Source organism: Streptococcus suis (assembly GCF_002964045.1).
GTDB classification, from domain to species: Bacteria; Bacillota; Bacilli; order Lactobacillales; family Streptococcaceae; genus Streptococcus; species Streptococcus suis_U.
This window is the reverse complement of the sequence record NZ_POPB01000311.1, coordinates 1-24,301: the sequence shown is the minus strand read 5'-3', so window position 1 is coordinate 24,301 and position 24,301 is coordinate 1. Positions and strand designations below refer to the sequence as shown.

The 24,301-nt window shown below is 41.9% G+C and carries 25 protein-coding genes and 1 CRISPR repeat array; of the genes, 21 read left to right on the top strand and 4 right to left on the bottom strand.

The window, feature by feature from the left end:
* Positions 1-379 precede the first annotated feature (379 nt).
* From cas5c to C1E99_RS05020, 13 genes are all read left to right on the top strand, one after another.
* Positions 380-1,117: a type I-C CRISPR-associated protein Cas5c gene (gene cas5c, locus C1E99_RS05080; RefSeq protein ID WP_161951155.1), complete on the top strand. Its 738-nt coding sequence runs from the start codon at positions 380-382 to the stop codon at positions 1,115-1,117.
* Entirely contained in the window at positions 1,117-3,018 is a 1,902-nt protein-coding gene (cas8c, locus tag C1E99_RS05075) for a type I-C CRISPR-associated protein Cas8c/Csd1 (protein WP_105206805.1), read from the top strand. Before cas5c ends, cas8c begins: the two co-directional genes overlap by 1 nt.
* A 3-nt stretch (positions 3,019-3,021) precedes the next feature.
* The gene (gene cas7c, locus C1E99_RS05070; protein WP_105206804.1) at positions 3,022-3,873 is read left to right on the top strand and encodes a type I-C CRISPR-associated protein Cas7/Csd2; all 852 of its coding nucleotides are present in this window, start codon (positions 3,022-3,024) and stop codon (positions 3,871-3,873) included.
* A 1-nt stretch (position 3,874) separates the two neighbouring features.
* Complete coding sequence (cas4, locus tag C1E99_RS05065; protein ID WP_105206803.1) at positions 3,875-4,546, top strand: CRISPR-associated protein Cas4; 672 nt, start codon at positions 3,875-3,877, stop codon at positions 4,544-4,546.
* Positions 4,543-5,568, top strand: coding sequence for a type I-C CRISPR-associated endonuclease Cas1c (gene cas1c, locus C1E99_RS05060; RefSeq protein ID WP_105206802.1), 1,026 nt, complete (start codon positions 4,543-4,545; stop codon positions 5,566-5,568). Before cas4 ends, cas1c begins: the two co-directional genes overlap by 4 nt.
* Positions 5,569-5,578: 10 nt before the next feature.
* Positions 5,579-5,872 carry a CRISPR-associated endonuclease Cas2 gene (cas2, locus tag C1E99_RS05055; protein WP_105206801.1) on the top strand — a complete coding sequence of 98 codons (294 nt, stop codon included), beginning with the start codon at positions 5,579-5,581 and terminating at the stop codon, positions 5,870-5,872.
* 145 nt (positions 5,873-6,017) lie between these two features.
* A CRISPR array of direct repeats spans positions 6,018-7,438; the repeat unit is 32 nt; unit sequence GTCGCACCCTACACGGGTGCGTGGATTGAAAT.
* Between the two features lie 148 nt (positions 7,439-7,586).
* Positions 7,587-8,258 carry a ribose-5-phosphate isomerase RpiA gene (gene rpiA, locus C1E99_RS05050; protein ID WP_105206800.1) on the top strand — a complete coding sequence of 224 codons (672 nt, stop codon included), beginning with the start codon at positions 7,587-7,589 and terminating at the stop codon, positions 8,256-8,258.
* A 133-nt stretch (positions 8,259-8,391) separates the two neighbouring features.
* Positions 8,392-9,603, top strand: a complete 1,212-nt coding sequence (locus C1E99_RS05045) for a phosphopentomutase (protein ID WP_105206799.1) — start codon at positions 8,392-8,394, stop codon at positions 9,601-9,603.
* Positions 9,603-9,959, top strand: a complete 357-nt coding sequence (locus C1E99_RS05040; RefSeq protein ID WP_105206798.1) for an arsenate reductase family protein — start codon at positions 9,603-9,605, stop codon at positions 9,957-9,959. The genes C1E99_RS05045 and C1E99_RS05040 overlap by 1 nt, the downstream gene beginning before the upstream one ends.
* A gap of 11 nt (positions 9,960-9,970) precedes the next feature.
* Complete coding sequence (gene arsC, locus C1E99_RS05035; protein ID WP_105206797.1) at positions 9,971-10,375, top strand: arsenate reductase (glutaredoxin); 405 nt, start codon at positions 9,971-9,973, stop codon at positions 10,373-10,375.
* A 107-nt stretch (positions 10,376-10,482) separates the two neighbouring features.
* Positions 10,483-11,292 carry a purine-nucleoside phosphorylase gene (locus tag C1E99_RS05030; RefSeq protein WP_105206796.1) on the top strand — a complete coding sequence of 270 codons (810 nt, stop codon included), beginning with the start codon at positions 10,483-10,485 and terminating at the stop codon, positions 11,290-11,292.
* A gap of 32 nt (positions 11,293-11,324) precedes the next feature.
* The gene (deoD, locus tag C1E99_RS05025; protein WP_105206795.1) at positions 11,325-12,038 is read left to right on the top strand and encodes a purine-nucleoside phosphorylase; all 714 of its coding nucleotides are present in this window, start codon (positions 11,325-11,327) and stop codon (positions 12,036-12,038) included.
* Between the two features lie 161 nt (positions 12,039-12,199).
* Positions 12,200-14,467, top strand: coding sequence for a glycogen/starch/alpha-glucan phosphorylase (locus C1E99_RS05020; RefSeq protein WP_105206794.1), 2,268 nt, complete (start codon positions 12,200-12,202; stop codon positions 14,465-14,467).
* 134 nt (positions 14,468-14,601) lie between these two features.
* On the opposite strand, the gene C1E99_RS05015 is transcribed toward C1E99_RS05020, so the two are convergent.
* Positions 14,602-15,075 (bottom strand): VanZ family protein, encoded by a 474-nt coding sequence (locus C1E99_RS05015; RefSeq protein WP_238146211.1) that lies wholly within the window; start codon positions 15,073-15,075, stop codon positions 14,602-14,604.
* Positions 15,076-15,271: 196 nt separating this feature from the next.
* Between C1E99_RS05015 and hemW the strand changes: the two genes are divergently transcribed.
* The 6 genes from hemW (at position 15,272) to C1E99_RS04985 (ending at position 20,110) form a co-directional block, all read left to right on the top strand.
* Entirely contained in the window at positions 15,272-16,408 is a 1,137-nt protein-coding gene (gene hemW / locus C1E99_RS05010; RefSeq protein WP_014638299.1) for a radical SAM family heme chaperone HemW, read from the top strand.
* Positions 16,409-16,420: 12 nt separating this feature from the next.
* On the top strand, positions 16,421-17,161 hold the full coding sequence (locus tag C1E99_RS05005; RefSeq protein ID WP_105206792.1) for an acyl-ACP thioesterase domain-containing protein: 741 nt from the start codon (positions 16,421-16,423) through the stop codon (positions 17,159-17,161).
* Positions 17,148-17,765 carry an NUDIX hydrolase N-terminal domain-containing protein gene (locus tag C1E99_RS05000; protein WP_105206791.1) on the top strand — a complete coding sequence of 206 codons (618 nt, stop codon included), beginning with the start codon at positions 17,148-17,150 and terminating at the stop codon, positions 17,763-17,765. The genes C1E99_RS05005 and C1E99_RS05000 overlap by 14 nt, the downstream gene beginning before the upstream one ends.
* 204 nt (positions 17,766-17,969) lie before the next feature.
* Positions 17,970-18,611 (top strand): amino acid ABC transporter permease, encoded by a 642-nt coding sequence (locus C1E99_RS04995; protein WP_105206790.1) that lies wholly within the window; start codon positions 17,970-17,972, stop codon positions 18,609-18,611.
* A gap of 9 nt (positions 18,612-18,620) precedes the next feature.
* The gene (locus C1E99_RS04990) at positions 18,621-19,253 is read left to right on the top strand and encodes an amino acid ABC transporter ATP-binding protein (protein ID WP_105206789.1); all 633 of its coding nucleotides are present in this window, start codon (positions 18,621-18,623) and stop codon (positions 19,251-19,253) included.
* Positions 19,254-19,273: 20 nt separating this feature from the next.
* Positions 19,274-20,110 (top strand): amino acid ABC transporter substrate-binding protein, encoded by an 837-nt coding sequence (locus C1E99_RS04985; RefSeq protein WP_105206815.1) that lies wholly within the window; start codon positions 19,274-19,276, stop codon positions 20,108-20,110.
* A gap of 220 nt (positions 20,111-20,330) precedes the next feature.
* Here the strand turns inward: C1E99_RS04985 and C1E99_RS04980 are convergent, their stop codons facing one another.
* The 3 genes from C1E99_RS04980 to C1E99_RS04970 form a co-directional block, all read right to left on the bottom strand.
* Positions 20,331-21,524: a cation diffusion facilitator family transporter gene (locus C1E99_RS04980; protein WP_105206788.1), complete on the bottom strand. Its 1,194-nt coding sequence runs from the start codon at positions 21,522-21,524 to the stop codon at positions 20,331-20,333.
* Positions 21,525-21,594: 70 nt separating this feature from the next.
* Complete coding sequence (locus C1E99_RS04975) at positions 21,595-22,044, bottom strand: threonine/serine exporter family protein (protein WP_105206787.1); 450 nt, start codon at positions 22,042-22,044, stop codon at positions 21,595-21,597.
* Between the two features lie 3 nt (positions 22,045-22,047).
* Positions 22,048-22,806: a threonine/serine exporter family protein gene (locus C1E99_RS04970; protein ID WP_105206786.1), complete on the bottom strand. Its 759-nt coding sequence runs from the start codon at positions 22,804-22,806 to the stop codon at positions 22,048-22,050.
* Positions 22,807-22,959: 153 nt separating this feature from the next.
* On the opposite strand from C1E99_RS04970, the gene C1E99_RS04965 reads away from it, so the two are divergent.
* Both C1E99_RS04965 and C1E99_RS04960 read left to right on the top strand, forming a co-directional pair.
* Positions 22,960-23,403 carry a MarR family winged helix-turn-helix transcriptional regulator gene (locus C1E99_RS04965; RefSeq protein WP_105206785.1) on the top strand — a complete coding sequence of 148 codons (444 nt, stop codon included), beginning with the start codon at positions 22,960-22,962 and terminating at the stop codon, positions 23,401-23,403.
* Positions 23,404-23,416: 13 nt separating this feature from the next.
* Entirely contained in the window at positions 23,417-23,776 is a 360-nt protein-coding gene (locus C1E99_RS04960) for a DUF1304 domain-containing protein (RefSeq protein ID WP_105206784.1), read from the top strand.
* Positions 23,777-24,301: the final 525 nt, after the last annotated feature.

The following is a 24,301-nucleotide window of genomic DNA, read 5'->3' as shown; positions in this document are numbered from 1 at the left end:
ATACCACAGATAATGTTCTCTTTCAAAACAAACAATGCAAATATTGTTTCACTTTACTATGAATTGCAATATTGATAATATAATAGATATCACAATAAGGAGGTACCTATACAGAAGTATATGATTCAACTAATAGACAAATTGTTGGAGCGATTACCAGCTATTCTAACGGCCGTAGCTTACTTGGTTTTTGCTTGCCGTTCAGGAAATAAGGATAAGTAATTTCGGTCATTTGAAAAAAATTATTTTTACGAGTTAGTCAGTGGTTACTGTAGTTGAAGGCTATGGTGCCACCGCTAGCTATCCTGTTACTTAGGTTGTACATTTCTGTTGTAGTCTATCTTTACTATGATAAAAAAAGAAAAGGAGGAACTTGATTTTGTATCGTTCACGGAATTTTTACCTGCGGGTGAAGGGCGACCTGGCTCTCTTTACAAATCCAGCTACCAAGGGTGGTGGAGAAAGGTCAAGCTATGCCGTTCCTACTCGACAGGCATTAAAAGGTGTGGTGGATGCGGTTTACTATAAACCAACTATCACAAATGTTGTGACAGAAGTGAAGATTGTCAATCAAATTCAAACGGAACTTCATGGAGTCCGAGCCTTGTTGGCTAATTATGGAGCTGACTTAAGTTATGTCTCTTACCTCAGCAATGTGGAATACCTGGTCAAATTTCACTTTATCTGGAATGAAAATCGCCCAGATTTAGTGCATGATCGTCTGCCAAATAAACATGAGGCGATTATGGAAAGGTCTATTAAAAAAGGAGGACGCCGAGATGTCTTTCTTGGAACCAGGGAATGTCTTGGTTTAGTTGAAGCGATTAGCCAGGAAGAATATGAAACAGCTAAATTAGAATATGCAGATAAGACCATTGATTTTGGAATTATGTTTCATTCATTTGCCTATCCAACAGAGTCTAATCAACCGCTTCGTTCCTATTTTACAAAGACCGTCATGGAAAACAGTGTCATACGGTTTAAGGAGCAAGAAGAATGCGAGATTGTCAATACTCTCTCTGATTATGTGTTTAAGACCTCTGGTGACATCAGGTCAGTAGAAGAAGAATTTGATATTTACTCACGAGATCAAGAAAATGAGGAAGGAGGTCGCTAATGGATTTTTTTACAGCACTTTTACGGGCTTATGAAGCAGCTGAGGACACAGGCTGGGTTGACAACGCTCAAAAATCAACCAATCCCCTCCTACCGATTTACCATACCAGTCGTCGTTCAAGTGGAAAGGATACGATAGCCGTCCTACTAGACAATGAAGGAAATTTCATGAAGGCAGATTTTATGGCTGATGGCGAGAGTATCATCTTTCCGGTGACTTCTGACTCGGTGGCTCGTGCGGGGAAAAATCCAGCTCCGCACCCGTTGGTTGATAAATTAACTTACTATCTTTCAGAGATAGACCAAGGACAGTATGATACCTATCATCGTCAGTTGAATGAATGGATTTCTCAGTGTCAGGAACAAGAAGTTAAAACATTTTTGAGTCATATCCAGCATTTTCTGCTACAGGATGACTTTATAGAGAAGATTGTCCAGTCCCTTTTTAGTAGAGTAACCAGTAGAGAGGGGTTAAAAGTAACCTATCTGAACAGTGATGATAGTAAAAAGACTGTTGACCTATCAACTGCTTTTCTGGAATTTAAAATTGATCAATTCATTGGCTATCAAACCGTTTCTGTTACCAACTATTTGGACTTACATAAGGCTTACATTTCATATGTGGAATCGAATCAGCAGGCAGATATCATCTGTAATATTAGTGGGAAGCAAGAAGTGCTGGCTGCCAAACACCGCGGGTTGATTGGCAATGCCAAACTAATTTCTGTCAGCAATAACATTGAAACCTATAAAGGACGTTTCAAGGAGCGAGAGGAAGTCTTTACAGTTGGGAATCAGACTTCGGAAAAGATTCATTTGATGGCAAAGTTTTTATTGGAGAATGAACATACACACGCATGGTTAGGGTCAGGACAGCATTTGATCAATTGGTTTAGTGATGATTTGACTAATGAGACTCAATTAGATATAACCACTCCGAAAGTGGAAGAGATTGAAGATGGTGGAATGTTTGATTTTGGAGAAATATCTTCAGATGATAGCACAAAATTTCAAGTAACAGAGGTCAATAAGAAAATTCGCTCTGCCTTTATCCACGGTAAAAAAGAATTTGGTGATGGAGCAACTTATTATGTTGCTATTATTAACAAGACAAATGATGGTCGTGTTGCCCTTAAATACTTTAGACAACTAGCTGTCTCACAATTACTAGATAATCTCAACAGATGGCAGGACAAGTATTCTTGGCCGTTTAAAAAGAAAAATGGAGAGTATGCTGAGTGTCCACCGAGTTATATAGATATTATTTTGGCAGCCTATGGGGTAGACAGAGGTCGATTCTTGGAACTGGATAACGACAAGTTCAAGAGTGATCAGTTCCAAAAATTGGCTACTAGTATGATCGACGGGAAAGATGTTCCGGATACGATTCTTGGTAAATTAAAAGACAATATCAAGCAACGTCAGAGATATGGGAACACATGGAACAAGGTATTATTTGTTTCCTTGGCCCTTTTACATAAAACTAATAAGGAGGAGTTGACACCGATGTTAGACCACAAGAATAAGGATCGTTCCTATTTGTTTGGACGATTGTTGGCGATTTTTGAATTGTTAGAGCTTCAACGGTATCAGTTAGACGGTTCAAAAAATGATCGAATCACCAATGCGGAACGTTATTGGACTGCCTATACCAGCCAACCAGCTAAGTTGATGATGAATTTGACAAATAAAATCAAACCTTATGAAGAGGCGGTCAAGTTAAACAGTCCGGGCATCTTTAAGAAATTGGACAAAGAGCGGGAAGAAATCATGGAGTTATTAGGGCCTTTGATGCAAGAACGTGGAATAAATGACCCATTAGACTATCGCTTTATATTTGGTTATTATGCTGAGAAGCAATACTTTTACACAAAACAAGAAAAAACTGAAAGTGAGGAATAGAGAATGTTGGAACAGAAAATAGATTTTATGGTGACCATTGAGGTACGTGAGGCCAATGCTAATGGCGATCCTTTATCAGGAAATATGCCACGTACGAATGCTAAGAACCAAGGGATTATTAGTGATGTTGCGATTAAGCGGAAAATTCGTAACCGGATGCAGGATATGGGGCATAAGATTTTTGTCCAGGCAAACGATCGGATTGAAGATGGGTTAAATTCTTTAGAAAAACGCTTCAAAGTTCAATTTTCTGGAAAAGAATCAGATGAGGAAATCAATGAAAAGGCCAATCAAATCTGGCTAGATGTTCGCTCATTTGGTCAGGTCTTCACGTATTTGAAGGACCGTTCTTTTGCTATCCGTGGTCCAGTTTCTGTTAGCATGGCTCATTCGTTAGAACCAATTATCATTTCTAGTTTGCAGATTACTAGAAGTACAAATGGTGTGGAACCTAAGAAAGCAGGAGGTCGTTCTTCTGACACCATGGGAACCAAGCATTTTGTAGACTACGGTGTGTATGTTATCAAGGGGTCTATCAATGCTTATTTTGCAGAGAAGACAGGCTTTACGGCAGAAGATGCGGAGGTTTTGAAAGAAACCCTGATTACCCTATTTGAAAATGATGCGTCATCAGCTCGTCCAGAAGGCTCTATGCGTGTTCGTGAGGTTTTCTGGTTTACTCATTCCAATAAACTGGGCAATGTTTCCAGTGCACGTGTCTTCGACTTGTTAGAATTTGATAAGGAAAAACAAGACAAGTCAAGCTATGAAGAGTATGCGATTGGACTGAATCAGAAAGAGCTAGCTGAGTTTCAGGTTAAGGGATTGAAAGTTGAGATTTTAGAAGGATTGTAAGATGGCCTATGCAGAAGATGATTATTTGATGTTGTCTGGTATTCAACATTTTCAGTTCTGCAAACGTCAATGGGCTTTGATCCATATTTATCAAGAATGGGCTGAAAATGAGGCAACCACTCACGGTCAGTTTCTTCATCAAAAAGCTGACAATCCCTATATCAAGGAAAAACGTAAGGATTTCTTGATTTCTAGGGCGATGCAGGTATCGTCTCAGGAGTTAGGTCTTTACGGGATTTTGGATGTTGTGGAATTCCATAAAGATGAGGCGGGCATTTCACTGAGTGGAAAACGTGGTAAATGGATTCCAACTATCGTTGAATATAAGCGTGGTAAGCCGAAAAAAGATGAACGGGATATTGTTCAATTGGTAGCACAGACCATGTGTTTGGAGGAAACACTTGGTTGCAAAATTGATAAGGGCTATTTGTACTATCATAGTGTCAATAAAAAAGTAGAAATTAGCATTAGTGCTGAATTGAGGCATCTGGTTGTTGAATTAGCTAGTCAAATGCATGACCTTTATCAGAAAAGAGATTTGCCAAAGGCTGAGTATTTTAAGAATTGCCAACTTTGCTCACTGGTAGATATTTGTATGCCTAGATTGAGTAAAAAATCGCGTAGTGTTGCTCATTATATCCAACAATCCATGGTAAGCGAGGAGGGGTTATGAAGAAACTGCTGAATACACTCTATCTGACTCAGGAAGATTTTTATTTAACTAGAGAGCGGGACAACATTGTTATTAAGCAAAATGGCGTTGCCGTTCACCGCTTTCCCTATCGCATTATAGATGGTATTGTGTGTTTTTCCTATCTAGGAGCCTCTCCGTCTTTAATTGAACTGTGTGCAGAACACCAGATTAACCTTTCCTTCCATACACCTCAAGGGCGATTTTGTGGCCGGTTTGTAGGTCCGACGAATGGAAATGTTCTGTTAAGACGGCAACAGTATCGCTTAGCTGATGATGCTTTATCTCTGGAATTTGCCAAACGTTTTATTCTATCTAAAATCTCTAATTCCAGAAAATACCTGTTGCGATTTCGTAGAGATCATAAAGATAGGGTGGATGGAAATCTATTTGAAGAGGTCAATACAGAGCTAACTTGGGCAGTGGAAATGGTCCAAACAACTCTGGATAAGGAAACTCTTCTGGGAATTGAGGGGCAGGCAGCGAATCACTATTTCCGCCTATTCAACGAAATGGTTTTGGCTGATAAGGAGACGTTTCAATTCAATGGTCGCAGTAGAAGGCCTCCGTTGGATTGTGTGAATGCCTTACTTTCCTTCGGTTACAGTCTGTTGACCTATGAATGCCAATCAGCACTTGAAGCGGTTGGTCTGGATAGTTATGTTGGATTTTTCCACACAGACCGTCCTGGTCGTGCGAGTCTGGCTTTGGATTTAGTTGAGGAATTTCGTTCCTTCATTGTTGATCGTTTTGTATTTTCCTTAATCAATAGAGGCCAGCTAACGAAAAAGCATTTTGATATTAAAGAAAATGCAAGTGTTTTGTTGACTGAAAAAGGCAGAGCAGTTTTCATTGAAGCCTGGCAAAAGCGAAAACATACAGAAGTTGAACATCCATTTACGCAGGAAAAAGTCAAATTAATGTTGTTGCCTTATGTCCAAGCTCAATTACTTGCAAAAGCTATTCGAGGCGAGTTGGATAGCTATCCTCCGTTTATGATATAGGAGCTATATTATGATGGTATTAGTGACCTATGATGTCAATACAGAAACAGCAGTTGGACGAAAGCGGTTGAGAAAAGTAGCCAAGTTGTGCGTTGATTTTGGTCAACGTGTGCAACATTCTGTCTTCGAATGTTCAGTCACTCCAGCAGAATTTGTTGAAGTAAAGAATAGATTATTGGAAATCATTGATAAGGAGCAGGACAGTATCCGCTTTTATATGCTAGGAAAAAACTGGCAAAATCGAGTGGAAACTATTGGACGAGATACTAGTTATGATCCAGATCAGGGAGTCCTTCTGTTATAGATTCTCTCTGCGAATCGGACTTACTCATAAAATGCGAGGAGATTCGCGTGAAAAACATATGAAAAACAGTGAAAATAGAGTGAATTTATGGTATTTTCTATATCTGTAGAAACTTTATTTTTACAAAACAGTGTCAAATGGCACTGTCGCACCCTACACGGGTGCGTGGATTGAAATAATCCAGAATCGTTGTGCAAATCAACGCACGGCAGTCGCACCCTACACGGGTGCGTGGATTGAAATATAATATCTGAGGCATTCATCCCTGTACTCTCTGTCGCACCCTACACGGGTGCGTGGATTGAAATTTGGATTGTCATTGATACAACAACTAAACGTATAAGTCGCACCCTACACGGGTGCGTGGATTGAAATCTCGATGCTAGTAGTACCGCTGACCGAAGTCACAGTCGCACCCTACACGGGTGCGTGGATTGAAATTTTAAATAACCGCACTGCCGTACTCCTTTTGTGGTCGCACCCTACACGGGTGCGTGGATTGAAATCAGTATAGAAAGGCTTAAACGCTATGAACGTGAAAGTCGCACCCTACACGGGTGCGTGGATTGAAATAAAATTACGGCTACACAGGCGGTTATGAAGCTGTAGTCGCACCCTACACGGGTGCGTGGATTGAAATAACAAAATGAGCAGGTACAAGGCTTTTGACACTGTTGTCGCACCCTACACGGGTGCGTGGATTGAAATTCAGCGAACTCAATCGCTCCACGCTCGAGCATACGTCGCACCCTACACGGGTGCGTGGATTGAAATTTTAACGTAGTGAAATACATCTTGCGCTTCCAACGTCGCACCCTACACGGGTGCGTGGATTGAAATTTTTAGATTTCCTGTCGACGACTGTTGTGACCACGGTCGCACCCTACACGGGTGCGTGGATTGAAATCTTTCTTTATTTGCGGTTTTTCCTCTTGCTTTACCGTCGCACCCTACACGGGTGCGTGGATTGAAATGAGGCGAAGAACTTGTTGCACCGCTAGAATTTGGTCGCACCCTACACGGGTGCGTGGATTGAAATCCAGAGGGCTTGTTGGCAGAGATTACACAACAAGTCGCACCCTACACGGGTGCGTGGATTGAAATTCAGTTCGGAACGGTTTGGACGGTGTTATTTTCGCGTCGCACCCTACACGGGTGCGTGGATTGAAATTTATCTTGATACTAATAGAAATAACAAGATTTTGTCGCACCCTACACGGGTGCGTGGATTGAAATTATCGGTATTGACTTACAAAACGTTGTTGAATAGTCGCACCCTACACGGGTGCGTGGATTGAAATAGATAGACACTTGAGGTCTTCAAGGTCAACTGCGGGTCGCACCCTACACGGGTGCGTGGATTGAAATTGATATTTTGATTGTTGATAACTTGAAACTCATGTCGCACCCTACACGGGTGCGTGGATTGAAATACCGTATGTGATTTCACCAGTCTCGGATTCTGTAAGTCGCACCCTACACGGGTGCGTGGATTGAAATAAGATTGTGGATGCTCCGCAGTATTTCTGGAAAAGTCGCACCCTACACGGGTGCGTGAGTTGTAAACAGCAATTGGATTGTTTTTGCAATCATTTAAGATTCTATTTTCAATGAGAGCATCCAATTTTCCTCCAAGATTTCTAATTCCCTCTTGTCCATTCAAAGTTTTCCATGATATACTATATGTAATCGTTTTATTTCAAAGGAGACAAAGATGACAAACCTTAAAGAGCAGGTTGGGATTAAGGCGGCTGAGTTTGTGACGGACGGTATGATTGTTGGGCTGGGGACTGGCTCGACGGCTTACTATTTCGTGCAGGAGATTGGCCGCCGGGTTGCAGAGGAGGGCCTACAAATCACAGGCGTAACGACCTCTCATGCCACGGCTGAGCATGCTGCGTCCCTTGGGATTCCCCTAAAAAACATCGACGAGGTCGATCACGTGGACTTGACGGTGGACGGAGCTGATGAGGTGGACGGAGCCTTCAATGGTATCAAGGGAGGCGGTGCCGCACTGCTTATGGAGAAGGTGGTCGCGGTCAACAGCAAAGACTGCATCTGGATCGTTGATGAGTCCAAAGTGGTTGATACCCTAGGTGCCTTCAAGTTACCAGTGGAAGTCGTGCAGTACGGAGCGGAAAATCTTTATCGATTCTTTGAGGCCAAAGGCTACAGACCGAGTTTTCGGATGAAAGACGGCCAGAAGCACGTGACCGATATGAAGAATTTCATTATCGACCTTGACCTGCAACGCATCGAGGATACGGAGGCCTTGGCAGACGAACTGGATAAAACAGTGGGAGTAGTCGAACATGGGCTCTTTATTGGCTTGATTTCCAAGGTCATTGTCGGGACGCCACAAGGACCAAAAATATTGGAAAAATAATAAGTTGAAAACGCTTCTCATTATTCTGTAATGGGAAGCGTTTTTGTGGTATAATGAAAAGACGAACAAAAGAATTGTATTGATAGTTCAGTGCTTTGCTTGTCGATACACGTTCTTAGAAAAAGGAGTTCTTATGTCTAAATTTAAACGTATTCACCTGGTGGTCATGGATTCTGTCGGAATTGGTGCAGCACCAGATGCAGATAAATTTTTCAACGCAGGGATTGTGGACACTGAGTCGGATACCCTCGGGCACATCTCTGAAAAATCTGGTTTGGCTGTGCCAAACATGGCCAAAATCGGTCTTGGAAACATCCCTCGTGATACAGCCCTTGCGACTGTTCCTGCTGAGGAGAATCCAACTGGCTACGTGACCAAGTTGGAAGAAGTATCGCTCGGAAAAGATACTATGACAGGCCACTGGGAAATCATGGGCCTCAATATCACCGAGCCATTCGATACATTCTGGGACGGTTTCCCAGAGGAGATTTTGACAAAAATCGAAGAGTTCTCAGGCCGTAAAATCATCCGCGAGGCGAACAAGCCGTACTCAGGTACAGCTGTTATTGATGACTTTGGTCCTCGCCAAATGGAAACTGGGGAGTTAATTGTGTACACTTCCGCAGACCCTGTTCTTCAGATTGCAGCCCACGAAGACATTATTCCGCTGGATGAATTGTACCGTATCTGTGAGTACGCTCGTTCGATTACGCTTGAACGCCCAGCTCTTCTCGGTCGTATCATCGCCCGTCCATACGTTGGTGAGCCAGGTAATTTCTCACGGACTGCTAACCGTCATGACTATGCGGTATCGCCGTTTGAAGCAACTGTCCTCAACAAGCTTGCGGATGCGGGAGTTCCTACCTATTCAGTCGGCAAAATCAGCGATATTTTCAACGCATCAGGTATTACCAACGACATGGGCCACACCAAGTCAAATATGCACGGTGTAGATGTCCTTCTTGAAACCATGCAGTTGGCTGACTTTGAGAAAGGTTTCTCATTTACCAACTTGGTTGACTTTGATGCCGTTTATGGTCACCGTCGTGACATCGAAGGCTACCGCGATTGCTTGCAGGAATTCGATGCTCGTATCCCAGAAATTATCGCTGCTATGCGTGAGGATGACCTGCTCTTGATTACGGCTGACCATGGAAATGATCCATCCTACGCAGGTACAGACCATACACGTGAATACATTCCACTCTTGGCTTATAGCAAATCCTTCACAGGCAGCGGTGTTTTGCCAGTCGGACATTTTGCGGATATTTCTGCGACTATTGCTGAAAACTTCGGTGTCGAAAAAGCCATGATTGGCGAAAGCTTCTTAGGAGCCCTAGTCTAATGGAACAACTGACGGTCTATTACAATCCCGACTGCAGTAAATGTAAGAAATTAAAAATCTTACTGTCCAGTCAGGATCTGGACATCAAGTGGGTTAATTACCTAGAAAATCCACTGACAGAGGAAGAGTTGACAGCTCTTTTGGAAAAAATGGACAGTCAGCCTTCAGCAGTTATTCGGTTGACGGAAGAAGAGCGAGCAGGCTTGTCAGAAGAAGAACTTTTCCAGCGTTTAGTGGAAGAACCTGCTATTCTTAATCGCCCCATTATCGAGCGAGAACAGACAGCCTTCCTCTGTCGTCCCCTCGACATCATCAAGGAAAAAATGCCAGAATATGACTGGTCAGCTTATTTGTAAGAAAGGTAGCTATGGAACAAGTAACCATTTACCACAATCCAGAATGTGGGACTTCCCGTAACACTCTGGCCCTCATTCGTCATGTTGGGATTGAACCCGAAGTGATTCTTTATTTGGAGATACCTCCTACCAAGGAAAAATTGGTAGAGCTGCTGACAGAAATGGGATTGAAAGCAAAAGAACTGCTTCGGACCAATGTCCCTCCTTATCAAAATATGGGAATTGATTGGGATAAGGCTGATGAGGATGACATTTTATCAGCAATGGTTACAGAACCAATCCTTATCAATCGACCGATTGTTGTGAGTTCCAAAGGCGTAAAATTATGTCGTCCGTCAGAAGTCGTGTTGGATTTACTTCCGCCGATGACAGAAGTATTCATCAAAGAAGATGGGGAAGTTGTCTCTCCATTGTAACAGGTAACCAACTCTCTAGCTAACAAATTATAGAAAGGACTATTTAGTTAGGCAGATAAAGCTAGCTACCTGACTGAATACAGGCTTCGGCCTGAATAGGATTATTTATGTCACTATTAGAAAAAATCAATGAAACAAAAGCCTTCTTAGAAGAAAAAGGTTTGGTCAAGCCTGAATTTGGTTTGATTTTGGGCTCAGGTTTGGGTGAATTAGCGGAAGAAGTAGAAAATGCTATCGTAATCGATTATGCAGACATTCCAAACTGGGGCAAGTCAACAGTTGTAGGTCACGCTGGTAAGTTGGTTTACGGTGATTTGGCAGGACGCAAGGTCTTGGCTTTGCAAGGTCGTTTCCATTTCTACGAAGGCAATCCAATGGAAGTTGTGACTTTCCCAGTCCGTGTCATGAAAGCTCTTGGTTGTGAAGGCGTGATTGTCACCAATGCCGCAGGTGGTATCGGTTACGGTCCAGGTACCCTCATGGCCATTACAGACCACATCAACATGACTGGACAAAACCCATTGATTGGGGAAAACTTGGAAGAGTTTGGTCCACGTTTCCCAGATATGTCAAATGCCTACACTAAAGAATACCGTGAAAAAGCCCATGCCGTTGCGGAAAAATTGGGCATCAAGTTGGACAATGGTGTCTACCTCGGTGTGACAGGTCCTACCTATGAAACACCTGCAGAAATCTTGGCCTTCAAGACGATGGGTGCCCACGCAGTCGGTATGTCAACAGTACCAGAAGTCATCGTGGCAGCTCACTCAGGCATGAAAGTCTTGGGGATTTCTGCTATCACAAACTTTGCGGCTGGTTTCCAATCTGAACTCAACCACGAAGAAGTCGTAGAAGTAACCGAGCAAATCAAGGGTAACTTCAAGGGCTTGGTCAAAGCTATCTTGGCTGAATTGTAAGCAATTGAAAATAGAACAAAGAGGTATATTACATGTCTATTCATATTTCTGCAAAACCAGGCGAAATCGCTGATAAGATTTTGCTTCCGGGTGATCCACTTCGTGCTAAATTTATCGCGGAAAACTTCCTAGAAGACGCAGTTTGCTTCAACCAAGTCCGCAATATGTTCGGCTATACTGGTACTTACAAAGGTCACCGTGTCTCAGTCATGGGAACTGGTATGGGAATGCCATCTATCTCTATCTACGCTCACGAGCTCATCAATGACTATGGTGTGAAAAAACTCATCCGTGTAGGTACTGCCGGTTCTTTGAACAAGGATGTGCATGTTCGTGAATTGGTCTTGGCGCAAGCAGCTGCAACCAACTCTCGTATGATCAACATTGATTGGCCAGAATATGACTTGCCACAGATTGCGAGTTTTGACCTTTTGGACAAGGCATACCATATTGCCAAAGACCTTAACTTGACAACGCATGTTGGTAATGTCTTATCTTCAGATAGTTTCTACTCACCAAAACTTTTCAGCCGTAACTTGGAATTGGGTCAAATCGGTGTCAAAGCAGTTGAGATGGAAGCTGCAGCCCTTTACTATTTGGGTGCTAAATTCGGTGTTGAAACACTTGCAATTATGACTATTTCTGATAGCTTGGTCAACCCAGAAGAAGACACAACTGCAGAAGAGCGTCAAAATACCTTCACAGACATGATGAAGGTTGGTTTGGAAACCCTCATTGCTGAATAAGTAATTTGAGATTCTGAAATCGTTTGAAAGACGAACTAAGTTCTATTTGTACGGAACTTAGCTTGTCTTTTTTTTGTAAATAAGGTATAATTAAGAAAACGTTTACAAATGAGTAACGAAACGTTTCTTGATAATTACATTAATATATTTAGGAGAGTGTCATGATAAATTTACAAAACTTTGTTCAGGCCATGTATGCAAAACGTATTGAAGACTGTTCGGATTACGAACTCTATTATGCCTTGCTTGCATTTACCAAGCAACAAAGTGAAGCTAAATACACCAACGAGCAAAAGAAAAAAGTTTACTATATCTCTGCTGAGTTCTTGATTGGTAAACTCTTGTCGAATAACTTGATCAACTTGGGTGTTTATGATGAGGTGAAGAGCCAGCTTGCAGCAGCAGGTAAAGACTTGATTGCTATTGAGGATGTGGAGATGGAGCCATCACTTGGTAACGGTGGTTTGGGTCGTTTGGCCGCCTGCTTCCTTGATTCCATTGCTAGCCTTGGTCTCAACGGAGATGGTGTCGGATTGAACTACCACTTCGGACTTTTCCGTCAGTTGTTCGAATACCACCAGCAATCTGCAGTGCCAAACGAGTGGATTACACCCCGTTCTTGGTTGACAGAATCCCCAATTTCTTACCAAGTGCCATTTGCTAACTTTACCTTAACTTCTAAGTTGTACGATATCGATGTGCCAGGTTATAAGACTGAGCGGAAGAACCGTTTGCGTTTGTTTGACCTTGGTTCAGTTGATGACAATATCATCTATGATGGCATTGAGTTTGACAAGGAAGATATTTTCCGTAACTTGACCCTCTTTCTTTATCCAGATGATTCGACAGACGAGGGTAAAATTCTCCGTATCTTCCAGCAGTATTTCATGGTATCTAACGCAGCTCAACTCTTGATTGATGAAGCGGTTGCCAAAGGGTCAAACCTTCATGACTTGCCAGATTATGCAGTGGTTCAAATCAATGATACCCACCCATCCCTTGTCATTCCAGAATTGATTCGTCTCTTGGAACTCCGTGGCATTTCCTTCGATGAGGCAATCGAAATTGTCAAGAAAATGACTGCCTATACCAACCATACAATCTTGTCTGAAGCCCTTGAAAAATGGCCACTGGATTTCTTGAACCGTGTGGTGCCTCACTTGGTGCCATTTATCGAGGAGTTGGACCGCCGTGCAAAAGAAGTGAAAAATGATCCAGCGGTTAATATCATCGATGAGCATGGTCGTGTCCACATGGCCCACATGGATATTCACTACGGCTACTCTATCAACGGTGTAGCAGCCCTTCATACTGAGATTTTGAAGACTTCTGAGTTAAAAGCCTTCTACGAGCTTTACCCAGAGAAATTTAACAACAAGACTAACGGTATCACCTTCCGCCGTTGGCTCATGCATGCTAACCCAAGATTGGCTAGCTATCTTGATGGACTACTTGGACATGGCTACCACCATGATGCTAGCGAGTTGGAAAAACTCTTAGAATATAAGAATGACAAGGAATTAAAATCTTGGTTAGAAAAAACCAAGCAGCACAACAAGCGTAAGTTGCAACGTCATATTGCTAAGACGCAAGGTGTGGAGGTCAATCCAGAGTCTATCTTTGACGTGCAAATCAAGCGTATGCACGAGTACAAGCGTCAACAGATGAATGTTCTCTATGTTATCCACAAGTATTTGGATATCAAGGCTGGCAATATCCCAACTCGTCCATTGACAGTCTTCTTCGGAGGAAAAGCTGCACCAGCTTACACAACGGCTCAAGATATTATCCACTTGATTTTGGTCTTGTCACAGGTTATCAAAAATGACCCAGAAGTGGCACCACACTTGCAGTTGGTCATGATTGAAAACTACAACGTAACGGAAGCCAGCTTCATCATTCCAGCGGCAGATATTTCAGAGCAGATTTCTCTTGCATCTAAAGAAGCATCTGGTACTGGTAACATGAAATTCATGCTCAACGGTGCTCTGACAATCGGTACAGACGACGGTGCAAACGTAGAGATTCATGAGTTGGTTGGAGATGAGAACATCTACATCTTCGGTCAAGATAGCCAAACCGTTATTGACCACTATGCAAATGGAACTTACCATCCTTATGCATTTTATAAGCGCGAAACGATCCGTCCATTGATTGATTTCATTACATCAGATACCATTCGTCATGCTGGAGGTATCGATGAACGCCTATGGCGCTTGCAAGATAACCTCAAGCACAATGACCACTTCATGACCTTGCTAGACTTGGAAGACTACATTGTGACCAAGGAAAGAATGTTGGCAGACTATGAAGACCGCGACAGCTGGTTGGACAAGGTCATCGTCAATATTGCTAAAGCAGGATTCTTCTCATCAGACCGTACGATTCAACAGTACAATGAAGATATCTGGCATTTGGAAGTTAAGTAAGCTAACACTCTTCAAAATCAAAATTTTCCGTTGTAAACTTGCCTAGATGAACTTGAGTTCTATCGTCGGCTTCGATTCCTAGGCTACTTTTGATTTTCATTGAGTATAAATAAACTAAAAATGACCTTTCGGGGTCATTTTTTCTGTATTCTATTTTTGAAAGAGTGAGCCATTGCGGATTGTCCCAAGAGGTTTCCGAGGGCAAAACCAGAGGTGTTGAGCAAGATATCGCTAAGGTCAAAGAAGCCCAGTGAAAAGAAGAATTGACAGGCTTCAACTAGCAATATGGCCCCTACAAAGAGAGAAAGTTTTTTCCAAGAAAATGAAAAAAGTAACCCAAGTGGTAAAAAGAGCAAGAGGTTAAAGACCACTATAGCAGGATTGAGAAATAGGTCTTGAGAAAAAGTGCTAAGGAGATCCCAGTTGAAACCCTGGACGCCCATGCTTTTGAAAAATAGAAGATAGACTAGCAGAAGCCCGTAGCAAGTGTAGAAAAACAAAAGTGTCAGTCGCGAAATGCGGGTTTTATAGACAAGTCGAAATAGGGTAAAGCAAAATCCGGTCATTAACAGGATTGCGGCAAGTGTCGGCCAAAAATCAATCGTCATGAAAATGGTCGTGAACTGGTAAAAGAGAAAGGTCATGAAGAGCCAGCGACAGAGCAGAAATGATAGGATCAGGTTAATACAGTCATAAATAGTTTCTTTTCTCATAGAAGACCTCCTTATTCATTATATCATTATTTTAAGTAGAGTTAAAGTCTGTAAAAAATATTTTTATAGACAGTGTGCTATAATAGTTGGTATGAAAAAACGACCGACATCTGCCTATATCCACATTCCATTTTGTACCCAGATTTGTTACTACTGTGACTTTTCCAAGGTCTTTATTAAGAACCAGCCTGTTGACGAGTATTTGGCAGCCCTCATGGAAGAGGTCAAGTTTTACGACCTACCAGCACTCCGCACACTTTATATCGGAGGCGGAACACCGTCGGCTCTCTCGGCAGACCAGTTGGACTACCTCCTGACCAATCTGGAGGACTTGCTGGACTTGTCGCAACTGGAAGAATTCACTATCGAGGCCAATCCAGGTGACTTGACGGCAGACAAGATTGCAGTTCTGAAAAAGTCCAAGTGCAATCGGGTGTCGCTGGGGGTCCAGACCTTTGATGACCGTATGTTGAAAAAAATTGGTCGTAGCCACAACCAAGCCCAGATTTATGAAACCATTGCAGCCCTCAAGGAAGCGGGTTTCCACAACATTTCCATTGACCTGATTTATGCCCTGCCTGGTCAGACCATGGAGCAGGTGGTGGACAATGTCGCCAAGGCCTTGGAGCTGGATATTCCCCACATGAGCCTTTATAGCTTGATTTTGGAGAATCACACGGTCTTCATGAACCGCCAACGCCGTGGCAATCTCCATCTGCCCAACGAAGATGTGGAGTCCGATATGTTCGACTACATTCTACAAGAGCTGGAGAAAAACGGCTTCGAGCACTACGAAATCTCCAACTTCACCAAGCCAGGATTTGAGAGTCGCCACAACCTCATGTACTGGGACAACTCGGAGTACTATGGTCTAGGAGCTGGAGCATCTGGCTACATCGACGGCATGCGCTACCGCAACCGCGGCCCCATCCAGCACTACCTCAAATCCATCCGTGAAAAAGGCCATTCTCGCTTACACGAAGAATTTCTCAGCCAGACCGAGCAGATGGAAGAAGAGATGTTTTTAGGTTTACGGAAAAAAACTGGCGTGTCCATTGAGCGATTCGAAGAGAAGTTTGGTATCTCTTTTGAAGACCGTTACGGTCAGGTGGTCAGGGACTTGAAAAATGAAGGCCTCTTACAAGAAGAAGACCGTTGGCTTCGGATGACCAAAAAGGGTCTCTTCCTAGGCGATACAGTTGCCGAGCGTTTCATTATAGAAGATTAGAAAGAGGACACAATGGGACTAAGCTACCAAGAAGAGTTCACCATTCCTTTTGATATGGTGGATGTTAAACAAGAAATCAAACTACCTGACTTTATTTCCTACTGTCTTGGTGTGTCAGGTCGGCAGTCGGAGGAACTGGGTCGCAGTGACCTCTATGTTTTTCAGGAATTTGGCTTGATTTGGGTGGTGACTGATTACGAACTAACTATTCAAAGCTTGCCTAAGTACAATGAAACCATCACGATAAAAACAGAAGCAGTTGCCTACAACAAGTTTTTCTGTCATCGGATGTTCTATATCTACGATGCAGCGGGTAATCTTTTGTTGGACATTCTCTGCTATTTTGTCCTGATTGATTTTGAGACTCGCAAGGTGGCCCCTGTGCCAGAAGATTTGATTGTTCCTTATCAGTCTGAGCAGGTCAAGAAATTGCCTCGGGCTCCCAAGTATCAGCTCTTGGAAAATCCATCTGTTCAAGAATTTCCTGTTCGCTATTTTGATTTGGATATGAATGGGCATGTCAATAATGGCAAGTATCTGGAATGGATGTATGAAGAACTAGGCTATGATTTTCTGCTCTGCCATGTCCCTAAAAAAATCCAACTCAAGTATCTCAAGGAGGTAGAGGCGACTAGCTTGGTGAGTTCACGAATGGTGGCGGAAGCTGGTGTCAGCCAGCATGAGATTGTGGTAGATGGGCATATTCATGCTCAAGCTGTCATAGAGTGGAGGGAATGTCATGTCGCAGGATAAGTGGTTGGAATGGGCCGTACGTTTACAAGCCTTGGCTCAGACAGGCTTGGCCTATGGAAAAGATGTTTATGACATAGAGCGTTTCGAAGAAATCAGACAGATTGCGGCGGAAATGTTGGTAGAGCCGTCTGGACAGCCCTTGGAGGTGGTGAAAGACTTGTTTTGCAACGAAACAGGCTATCAGACACCCAAGCTGGATACCCGCGCAGCTATTTTCCAAGAGGATAAAATCCTACTGGTTCAGGAAAATGATGGACTCTGGTCTTTACCAGGTGGTTGGTGCGATGTGGACCAGTCTGTCAAGGACAATGTGGTCAAGGAAGTAAAGGAAGAAGCGGGGCTGGATGTGGAGGCTCTGCGAGTCGTGGCGATTTTGGACAAGCACAAGAACAATCCTGCCAAGTCAGCTCACCGCGTGACCAAGGTCTTCATTCTATGTCGACTACTTGGCGGGGAGTTTCAGACCAATTCGGAAACAGTTGCCAGTGGCTTTTTCAGTCTAGATGACTTACCACCGCTCTCACTTGGCAAAAATACAGCTGAGCAGCTATCACTTTGCTTGGAAGCTAGTCGGTCTGAGCATTGGGAAACACGATTTGATTAAAGAAGTAGATAGTTAATGATTGTCATATTATTGCTTTTAAACTGCGAAATGTGATGAATGAGCTGGATATTCAGAATGACATTCCCTTAAATTGAAAAAATATTCAATTGAATAGTTAAATTTATTAAAAATTCTGAAAAATTCTTTGAAATGAATACTTTTTTCTGTTATACTAGTAGCTAATCATTCTTTTAGGAGAATTCTATGGATTATGTTTTGGAAGTTCTGCCCAGTTTGTTAAATGGTGCATTGATCTCCTTGCAAGTATTTTTTCTAGTTCTGATTTTATCCTTGCCTCTTGGAGCCATCCTTGCCTTCTTAATGCAGATTAAATTTAAACCCCTGCAGTGGCTATTGCATATTTATGTTTTGATTATGCGGGGGACTCCATTGCTCTTGCAATTGATTTTTGTTTATTATGTTTTACCAAGTGTCGGTATTACATTTGACCGAATGCCTGCTGTGATTCTGGCCTTTACGCTTAACTATGCGGCCTATTTCTCTGAGATTTTCCGTGGTGGTATTGAGGCGATTCCAAAAGGTCAGTATGAAGCCGCTAAGGTCTTGAAATTTACTCCCGTTCAGACCATTCGCTATATCGTCTTGCCCCAGGTCGTGAAAATTGTCCTACCAAGTGTTTTCAATGAAGTCATGACCTTAGTCAAGGATACGTCCTTGGTCTATGCCTTGGGTGTCAGCGATCTATTGCTTGCCAGCCGTACAGCAGCCAACCGTGATGCTAGCTTGGCACCTATGTTTATCGCTGGAGCTATTTATCTCTTGATGATTGGTGCTGTAACCCTTGTTTCTAAGCAGGTAGAAAAGAAATTTGACTATTATAGATAGGAGGAAGTCATGTTAGAATTACGCAATCTATCCAAACGATTTGATAATAAACAGATTTTCTCCGACTATGATCTGGTCATTCCAGAGGGGAAAATAATTGCCATCGTCGGTCAATCTGGTGGCGGTAAGACTACTCTTTTACGGATGTTGGCTGGTTTGGAAACCATTGATTCAGGAACCTTGATTTATAATGGTCAAGAACTGCCACTTGAGGAATTGGGAAAACGACATCTGCTGGGCTTTGTCTTCCAGGACTTCCAGCTTTTCCCGCACCTATCCGTTTTGGAAAACTTGGTTCTCTCTCCTGTGAAAACGCAGAATATGTCGCGTTCAGAGGCGGAAGACAAGGTCCTTAAACTCTTGGATACTCTCGGCCTGGCTAACCACGCTACTGCCTATCCGTTTTCATTATCGGGTGGACAAAAGCAACGTGTGGCTTTGGCGCGTGCTATGATGATTGATCCTGAGATTATTGGCTATGATGAACCAACCTCAGCCTTAGACCCAGAATTGAGAAAAGGAGTAGAAAAACTCATTCTTGAAAATAGGGCTACTGGAATCACGCAAATTGTGGTCACCCACGATATGCAGTTTGCTGAGAATATCGCAGATGAAATCATCAAAATTGAACCGAAACACTAAGAAAAGGAACAAATATGATGATGAATATGAAAAAAATGATGCTTGGAGCTGCGGCTCTTGTAACGACTTTTGCCCTTGCTGCATGTGGATCAAGTGAGTCAACGACCAAGTCAGATAATTGGTCAACTTACGAATCTGAAAAGTCAATCACAATTGGTTTTGACAAGACCTTTGTACCAATGGGATTTGAAGAAACAGACGGTAGCTATACTGGATTTGATATTGATTTGGCAACAGCGTTATTTGAAAAATATGGTATTTCTGTTGAGTGGCAGCCAATTGATTGGGATTTGAAAGAAACTGAGTTGAACAATGGCAACATTGATTTAATCTGGAATGGTTATTCTGTTACGGATGAGCGTAAGGAGAAGGTTCTCTTCACAGATCCTTACATGGATAATCAACAAGTCTTGGTAACAAAAAAATCTTCTAATATCAGTCAAGTGTCTGATATGAAAGATAAGATTTTGGGGGCACAAGCTGGTTCTTCAGGTTACTCAGTCTTTGAATCACAACCAGCCATTTTGAAAGATATTGTGCAAAACAATGACGCAAGTCAATATGCAACGTTTAATGAAGCTTTGATTGACTTGAAAAATGACCGTATCGATGGTCTCTTAATTGACCGAGTGTATGCCAACTACTACTTGCAACAAGAGGGAATCATCGCAGACTATAACATCATTGATGCTGGCTATGAAAACGAAGCTTTTGCAGTAGGTGCTCGTAAGTCAGATACGACACTTGTTGAAAATATTAACAAAGCCTTTACAGAATTGTATAATGATGGAACCTTCCAAGAAATTTCACAAAAATGGTTTGGTGAAGATGTTGCTACAGATTCTGTGAAGAACTAAAAGATTTTAATACTCTTCGAAAATCAAAAAGCAGACGTTGTTGACTTGATTTGATGAGTGGAAAGCTCCAGTGGAGGTTTCCAGCCTGTCACTTGACAATAATAAAGTGACAGAGTTCTATCTGCATCTGCGTCGCCTAGTCTGCTTTTGATTTTCATTGAGTATACAAAGAGCCACGTGCTCTTTTTCTATGTCCAAATGAAAAGCCTGGTCTAGCTGACTAGGCTTGTTTCTTTGAAATTTGATGGAAGATGACTGTCCAGTTTTCGTGACGTCGCCAGAGGGATGTGTGGACATAGTCACCGATTTCAAAGGTGACCAACTTGGATTTCTGGCTGATAGAGGTCATCTGGTAGTTGGATAGGTAGGTGGATTGTATAGGATGGGCTTGAAGCATCTCAGCTTTATTAAGGTAGCGCCCCTTGGCGTCTATTAGTAAATAATTCTCATCTATGAGGTTTTCATAGCCAACTTCGTGCGCTTGGATTTCTGATTCGAAGCGGTAGAGTTTGTCAAAGACGTGTTCAAAGATTTCGTCATGTGGGATTTCAGAAGGTTCGACATGGATATCTACATCAAAAACACCGTGTTTTAGTGTGAGGAGTTGTTCTACCTGTTCGGTAATTTCATGGCTTTCGTAGACGGACAAATCGGGGTTCATTTCTAAAACAATGTCCAGATAGATGTTGGCACCGTAGGTTCTGCCACGTTGTGACTTGACGGCAACAACTTTAGGGAGTTTGAGAATATCTTCTTCATATTTGTGCAGGAGTTCTTCGTCGAAGCCATCCGATAGCGTAAAGAAACTTTCCATGAAAATTTCGTAGGCTGTTTTTAAGATAAAGAAGGTAATGACAACAGCAGCGATTTTATCGACGATTTGGAAATCGAAGGCTGCTGCGATAATGGCAATGGATGTTCCAATTGAAGTGACAGCGTCAGATAAGTTATCTTTAGCAGTTGCTTCTAAGGCTTTTGAATGAACTCTCCTAGCAAGAGATTTGTTATAAAGGTAAACGGCAATCATAACAAGGGCTGAGAATACCCCAACTACAGCACCAGTCATATCAATCTCAACAGTCTGATTGCTGATGATTTTAATAAAGGTAGAGTAGAGAACTTGAAAACCAACTACAAACATGATAAAGGATGTGATCAGGCTTGCCAAGTCTTCCATTTTCCAATGTCCAAATTTATGGTCCGTATCAGCTGGTTTCTGAGCCATTCGCAATCCGACTAGGACAGCGATATTACCAATAATATCTGAAATATTGTTAAAGGCATCAGCAGTCAGAGCATCCGAATGGAAAATGTGTCCCGCAGCCAACTTTATACCGGATAGGATAATGTAAGTAGTAATCGATACGATGGCACCCCGTTCAGCAAGTTTTAAATTTTGAATTTGTTGGTTCATGGCTCCTCCTAAACATATTTATTCATTCTAACAAAAAGTCTGTCAGGTTTCAAGAAACACAGACAGACATTTAATGAGTTGCTTTGGTTTGCAAGTAGCGGTAGAGTTGGAGTAAGACCGTTCCACTTGCCATGCCGATTGGGATGACTAAGGCTAATGTGAGTACAGTAGTGGTATTGACCAAGGCTTCTTTGTAACTTCCAGATACAAACTGAGTGGTCGTCAAATAGGCTCTGTAACCTGGGACAAGCGGTGCTAGGATGGCCAGTGAAAAAATCACCGAAGGTGTTTTGAGGACCATGCTCATGATTTGGCTGATGCAAGATCCAACGATTGCAGCAATAAAAGTTGCAATAACAACATTAGTTGGTTCAAGCAAGACTAGATAGATCAACCAGACGCACATACCTAATATGCCTCCGGGAATCAGCAATTGTTTTTGGACATTGAGAACGATGAGAAAGGCAACGATCGCAATATATGAAGCCACAGCCTGTAAGAAAAAATGAAGTAGATTCATAATTCACCCCACAATCAATAGTGCAACAGTTGTTCCTGCTCCTAAAGAGAGGATGACAAGCAGTGTTTGAAAAATCTTTGTCAAGCCGGTATTGAGGTGATTGGTCATCAAATCTCTAACGGCATTTGTAAATGCTATACCAGGAACAAAGGGCATGACCGCACCAGCATTTACCATATTTGAATTGATTGGTAGATTAGTATATTTCACTAGCAGCAAGGAAAACAGGGAGAAAACAAGTGCTCCAGCAAATTTTGATACAAATTCTATTTGAATCAGCCGATCAATCAAAAGAGAGAAGGGGAAGGCTAGTAAGGTAGCGAAAACTGTTGCTAAGGCATCAAGTTGATTGCCGCCAAACATGATGGTAAAAAAAGGAGCGGCTAAGACTGCAGCAAATATTGTTTGGAGCTGAGTATAAGGTAGAGATTGGTTGCGGATAGTAAGCAACTCTTGAAGAGCGTCTTCTAAACTAATCTGCCTTGCAGTTAAGGAACGAGAAACCTGATTGACCTGACAGACTTTTTGCATATCATGCACTGGATTGACAATACGCTTCATCCGAGAGATGTTAGTATGATCGATGGAAAAGAAGATGGCGGCAGGGATAGCTAAGACGTTGACTGCTTCAATTCCTTGTGACTTAGCAATACGAATCATGGTGTCTTCAACACGGTGGATTTCAGCACCGCTTTGTAAGAGAATGGCCCCAGCCAGCATCAAAACATCAATGCTTAAGTTGAGTTTTTTGGATTCTTCCATGCTGTCCTCCTTCTGTTTAGTTAGATTTATTATACCAAAACTTTATTTTTATATGATAAAGTTTTAAAAAATTAAGCAAAATTCTTGCAAAATATTCGTATTCCGATATAATTGATTTATCAACAGTTGATAAATCAACAAAAGGAGAGAAGTATGGAACAACTTTCTCAGTTACTCTACCAAGTAAAACTTGCGGATGAGGCAGTGACCAGTTTATTTGAAAAGCAGTTGGGCATTAGTTTGACTCGCTATCAGCTTTTACAGCATTTACTGGAAGATTTTCCTTGTTCACAGCAGGCTTTACAGGAGAAACTTCTGATCGATCGGGCAGCCATAACTCGCCATTTGAAAATCTTGGAGGATAAGGGCTATATTCAGAGAGCGCGTAACCCAGAAAATCAAAGGGAAATGCTGGTTCAACCTACCCAGCTTGCTTTGTCTGATTTACAGGACAGTCCGCCAGCCCATCACCAAGCAGTGAAAGCAGCCATGGCGAACATTTTATCTGAGAGTGAAGAAGAACAATTGAGTCAACTCTTGGAGAAGTTGGTTTCTGGTCTTCAAAATCTTTCTGTTGAATCATTTATCGAAAAATAAGGAGAAACATTTTATGTCTATTTTTACCACTATTCTAGCTAGTATCGTAGCTCTTGAGCATCTTTACATTATGTATCTTGAAACCTTTGCAACCCATTCAGATTCTACTAGTCGTGTCTTTAATATGACAAAGGATGAATTGCAACGTAAGTCTGTGACGACACTTTTCAAAAACCAAGGTATTTACAATGGTTTGTTGGCTATTTTCCTCTTATATGGAATTTTCACAGGAAATCTGGAAATTACAACTATTTTTGTCTTGTTTGTTATTGGAGCAGCAGGTTATGGAGCTGTGACATCTAGTCCAAAAATTATCTTGACCCAAGGTGGACCAGCCATCTTGGCACTGATTTCTATTTTGTTACTCAAATAAATTTATAACTTTAGGGAAAAACAATTCCTTCCCTAATTTATGGACGAATTTTGTTGCATTGACAAAACTATCAATCTAAATACAGTGTAGAACTGCTGTATTCATTATATGTAATTTTGCTGGCTTATGCCAGCTTTTTTGAAGTTCAATAATTTTTTCACTTGGTAAATATTGAAAATGCTAGATATTTTTCATATGCAACAGAAGGAAGGTATAATTTATTATATGTAACTTATTTTAACTTATTTTAGGGGTAAATTCTCAAAGTAAGTTCTAGTTCCCGTCCTTCCAGAAGTTACTTTGAGAAAACTGCATAAAATCAACAGAATTTAGTCTCAGACTAAGTTCTGTTTTTGACTAAAAATGTTGATAATAGTGAGTTTTAGGATTGAAATTGTTGAAAAAAAGAGTACACTAAAGTTACTGGCTCTGAGACGTCTCAAAGTAAGTTCTAGTTATCTGGAATTTTGGATGGGACAAGTTCCTTTCTATTTTGAAATTATTTTTTGATAAAAACTAGCGATT

Coding starts and splice junctions, on each gene's coding strand:
- cas8c (WP_105206805.1), top strand. CDS start 1,117: ATGGATTTTTTTACAGCACTTTTACGGGCTTATGAAGCAGCTGAGGAC.
- cas7c (WP_105206804.1), top strand. CDS start 3,022: ATGTTGGAACAGAAAATAGATTTTATGGTGACCATTGAGGTACGTGAG.
- cas4 (WP_105206803.1), top strand. CDS start 3,875: ATGGCCTATGCAGAAGATGATTATTTGATGTTGTCTGGTATTCAACAT.
- cas1c (WP_105206802.1), top strand. CDS start 4,543: ATGAAGAAACTGCTGAATACACTCTATCTGACTCAGGAAGATTTTTAT.
- cas2 (WP_105206801.1), top strand. CDS start 5,579: ATGATGGTATTAGTGACCTATGATGTCAATACAGAAACAGCAGTTGGA.
- rpiA (WP_105206800.1), top strand. CDS start 7,587: ATGACAAACCTTAAAGAGCAGGTTGGGATTAAGGCGGCTGAGTTTGTG.
- C1E99_RS05045 (WP_105206799.1), top strand. CDS start 8,392: ATGTCTAAATTTAAACGTATTCACCTGGTGGTCATGGATTCTGTCGGA.
- C1E99_RS05040 (WP_105206798.1), top strand. CDS start 9,603: ATGGAACAACTGACGGTCTATTACAATCCCGACTGCAGTAAATGTAAG.
- arsC (WP_105206797.1), top strand. CDS start 9,971: ATGGAACAAGTAACCATTTACCACAATCCAGAATGTGGGACTTCCCGT.
- C1E99_RS05030 (WP_105206796.1), top strand. CDS start 10,483: ATGTCACTATTAGAAAAAATCAATGAAACAAAAGCCTTCTTAGAAGAA.
- deoD (WP_105206795.1), top strand. CDS start 11,325: ATGTCTATTCATATTTCTGCAAAACCAGGCGAAATCGCTGATAAGATT.
- C1E99_RS05020 (WP_105206794.1), top strand. CDS start 12,200: ATGATAAATTTACAAAACTTTGTTCAGGCCATGTATGCAAAACGTATT.
- C1E99_RS05015 (WP_238146211.1), bottom strand. CDS start 15,075: ATGACGATTGATTTTTGGCCGACACTTGCCGCAATCCTGTTAATGACC.
- hemW (WP_014638299.1), top strand. CDS start 15,272: ATGAAAAAACGACCGACATCTGCCTATATCCACATTCCATTTTGTACC.
- C1E99_RS05005 (WP_105206792.1), top strand. CDS start 16,421: ATGGGACTAAGCTACCAAGAAGAGTTCACCATTCCTTTTGATATGGTG.
- C1E99_RS05000 (WP_105206791.1), top strand. CDS start 17,148: ATGTCGCAGGATAAGTGGTTGGAATGGGCCGTACGTTTACAAGCCTTG.
- C1E99_RS04995 (WP_105206790.1), top strand. CDS start 17,970: ATGGATTATGTTTTGGAAGTTCTGCCCAGTTTGTTAAATGGTGCATTG.
- C1E99_RS04990 (WP_105206789.1), top strand. CDS start 18,621: ATGTTAGAATTACGCAATCTATCCAAACGATTTGATAATAAACAGATT.
- C1E99_RS04985 (WP_105206815.1), top strand. CDS start 19,274: ATGAATATGAAAAAAATGATGCTTGGAGCTGCGGCTCTTGTAACGACT.
- C1E99_RS04980 (WP_105206788.1), bottom strand. CDS start 21,524: ATGAACCAACAAATTCAAAATTTAAAACTTGCTGAACGGGGTGCCATC.
- C1E99_RS04975 (WP_105206787.1), bottom strand. CDS start 22,044: ATGAATCTACTTCATTTTTTCTTACAGGCTGTGGCTTCATATATTGCG.
- C1E99_RS04970 (WP_105206786.1), bottom strand. CDS start 22,806: ATGGAAGAATCCAAAAAACTCAACTTAAGCATTGATGTTTTGATGCTG.
- C1E99_RS04965 (WP_105206785.1), top strand. CDS start 22,960: ATGGAACAACTTTCTCAGTTACTCTACCAAGTAAAACTTGCGGATGAG.
- C1E99_RS04960 (WP_105206784.1), top strand. CDS start 23,417: ATGTCTATTTTTACCACTATTCTAGCTAGTATCGTAGCTCTTGAGCAT.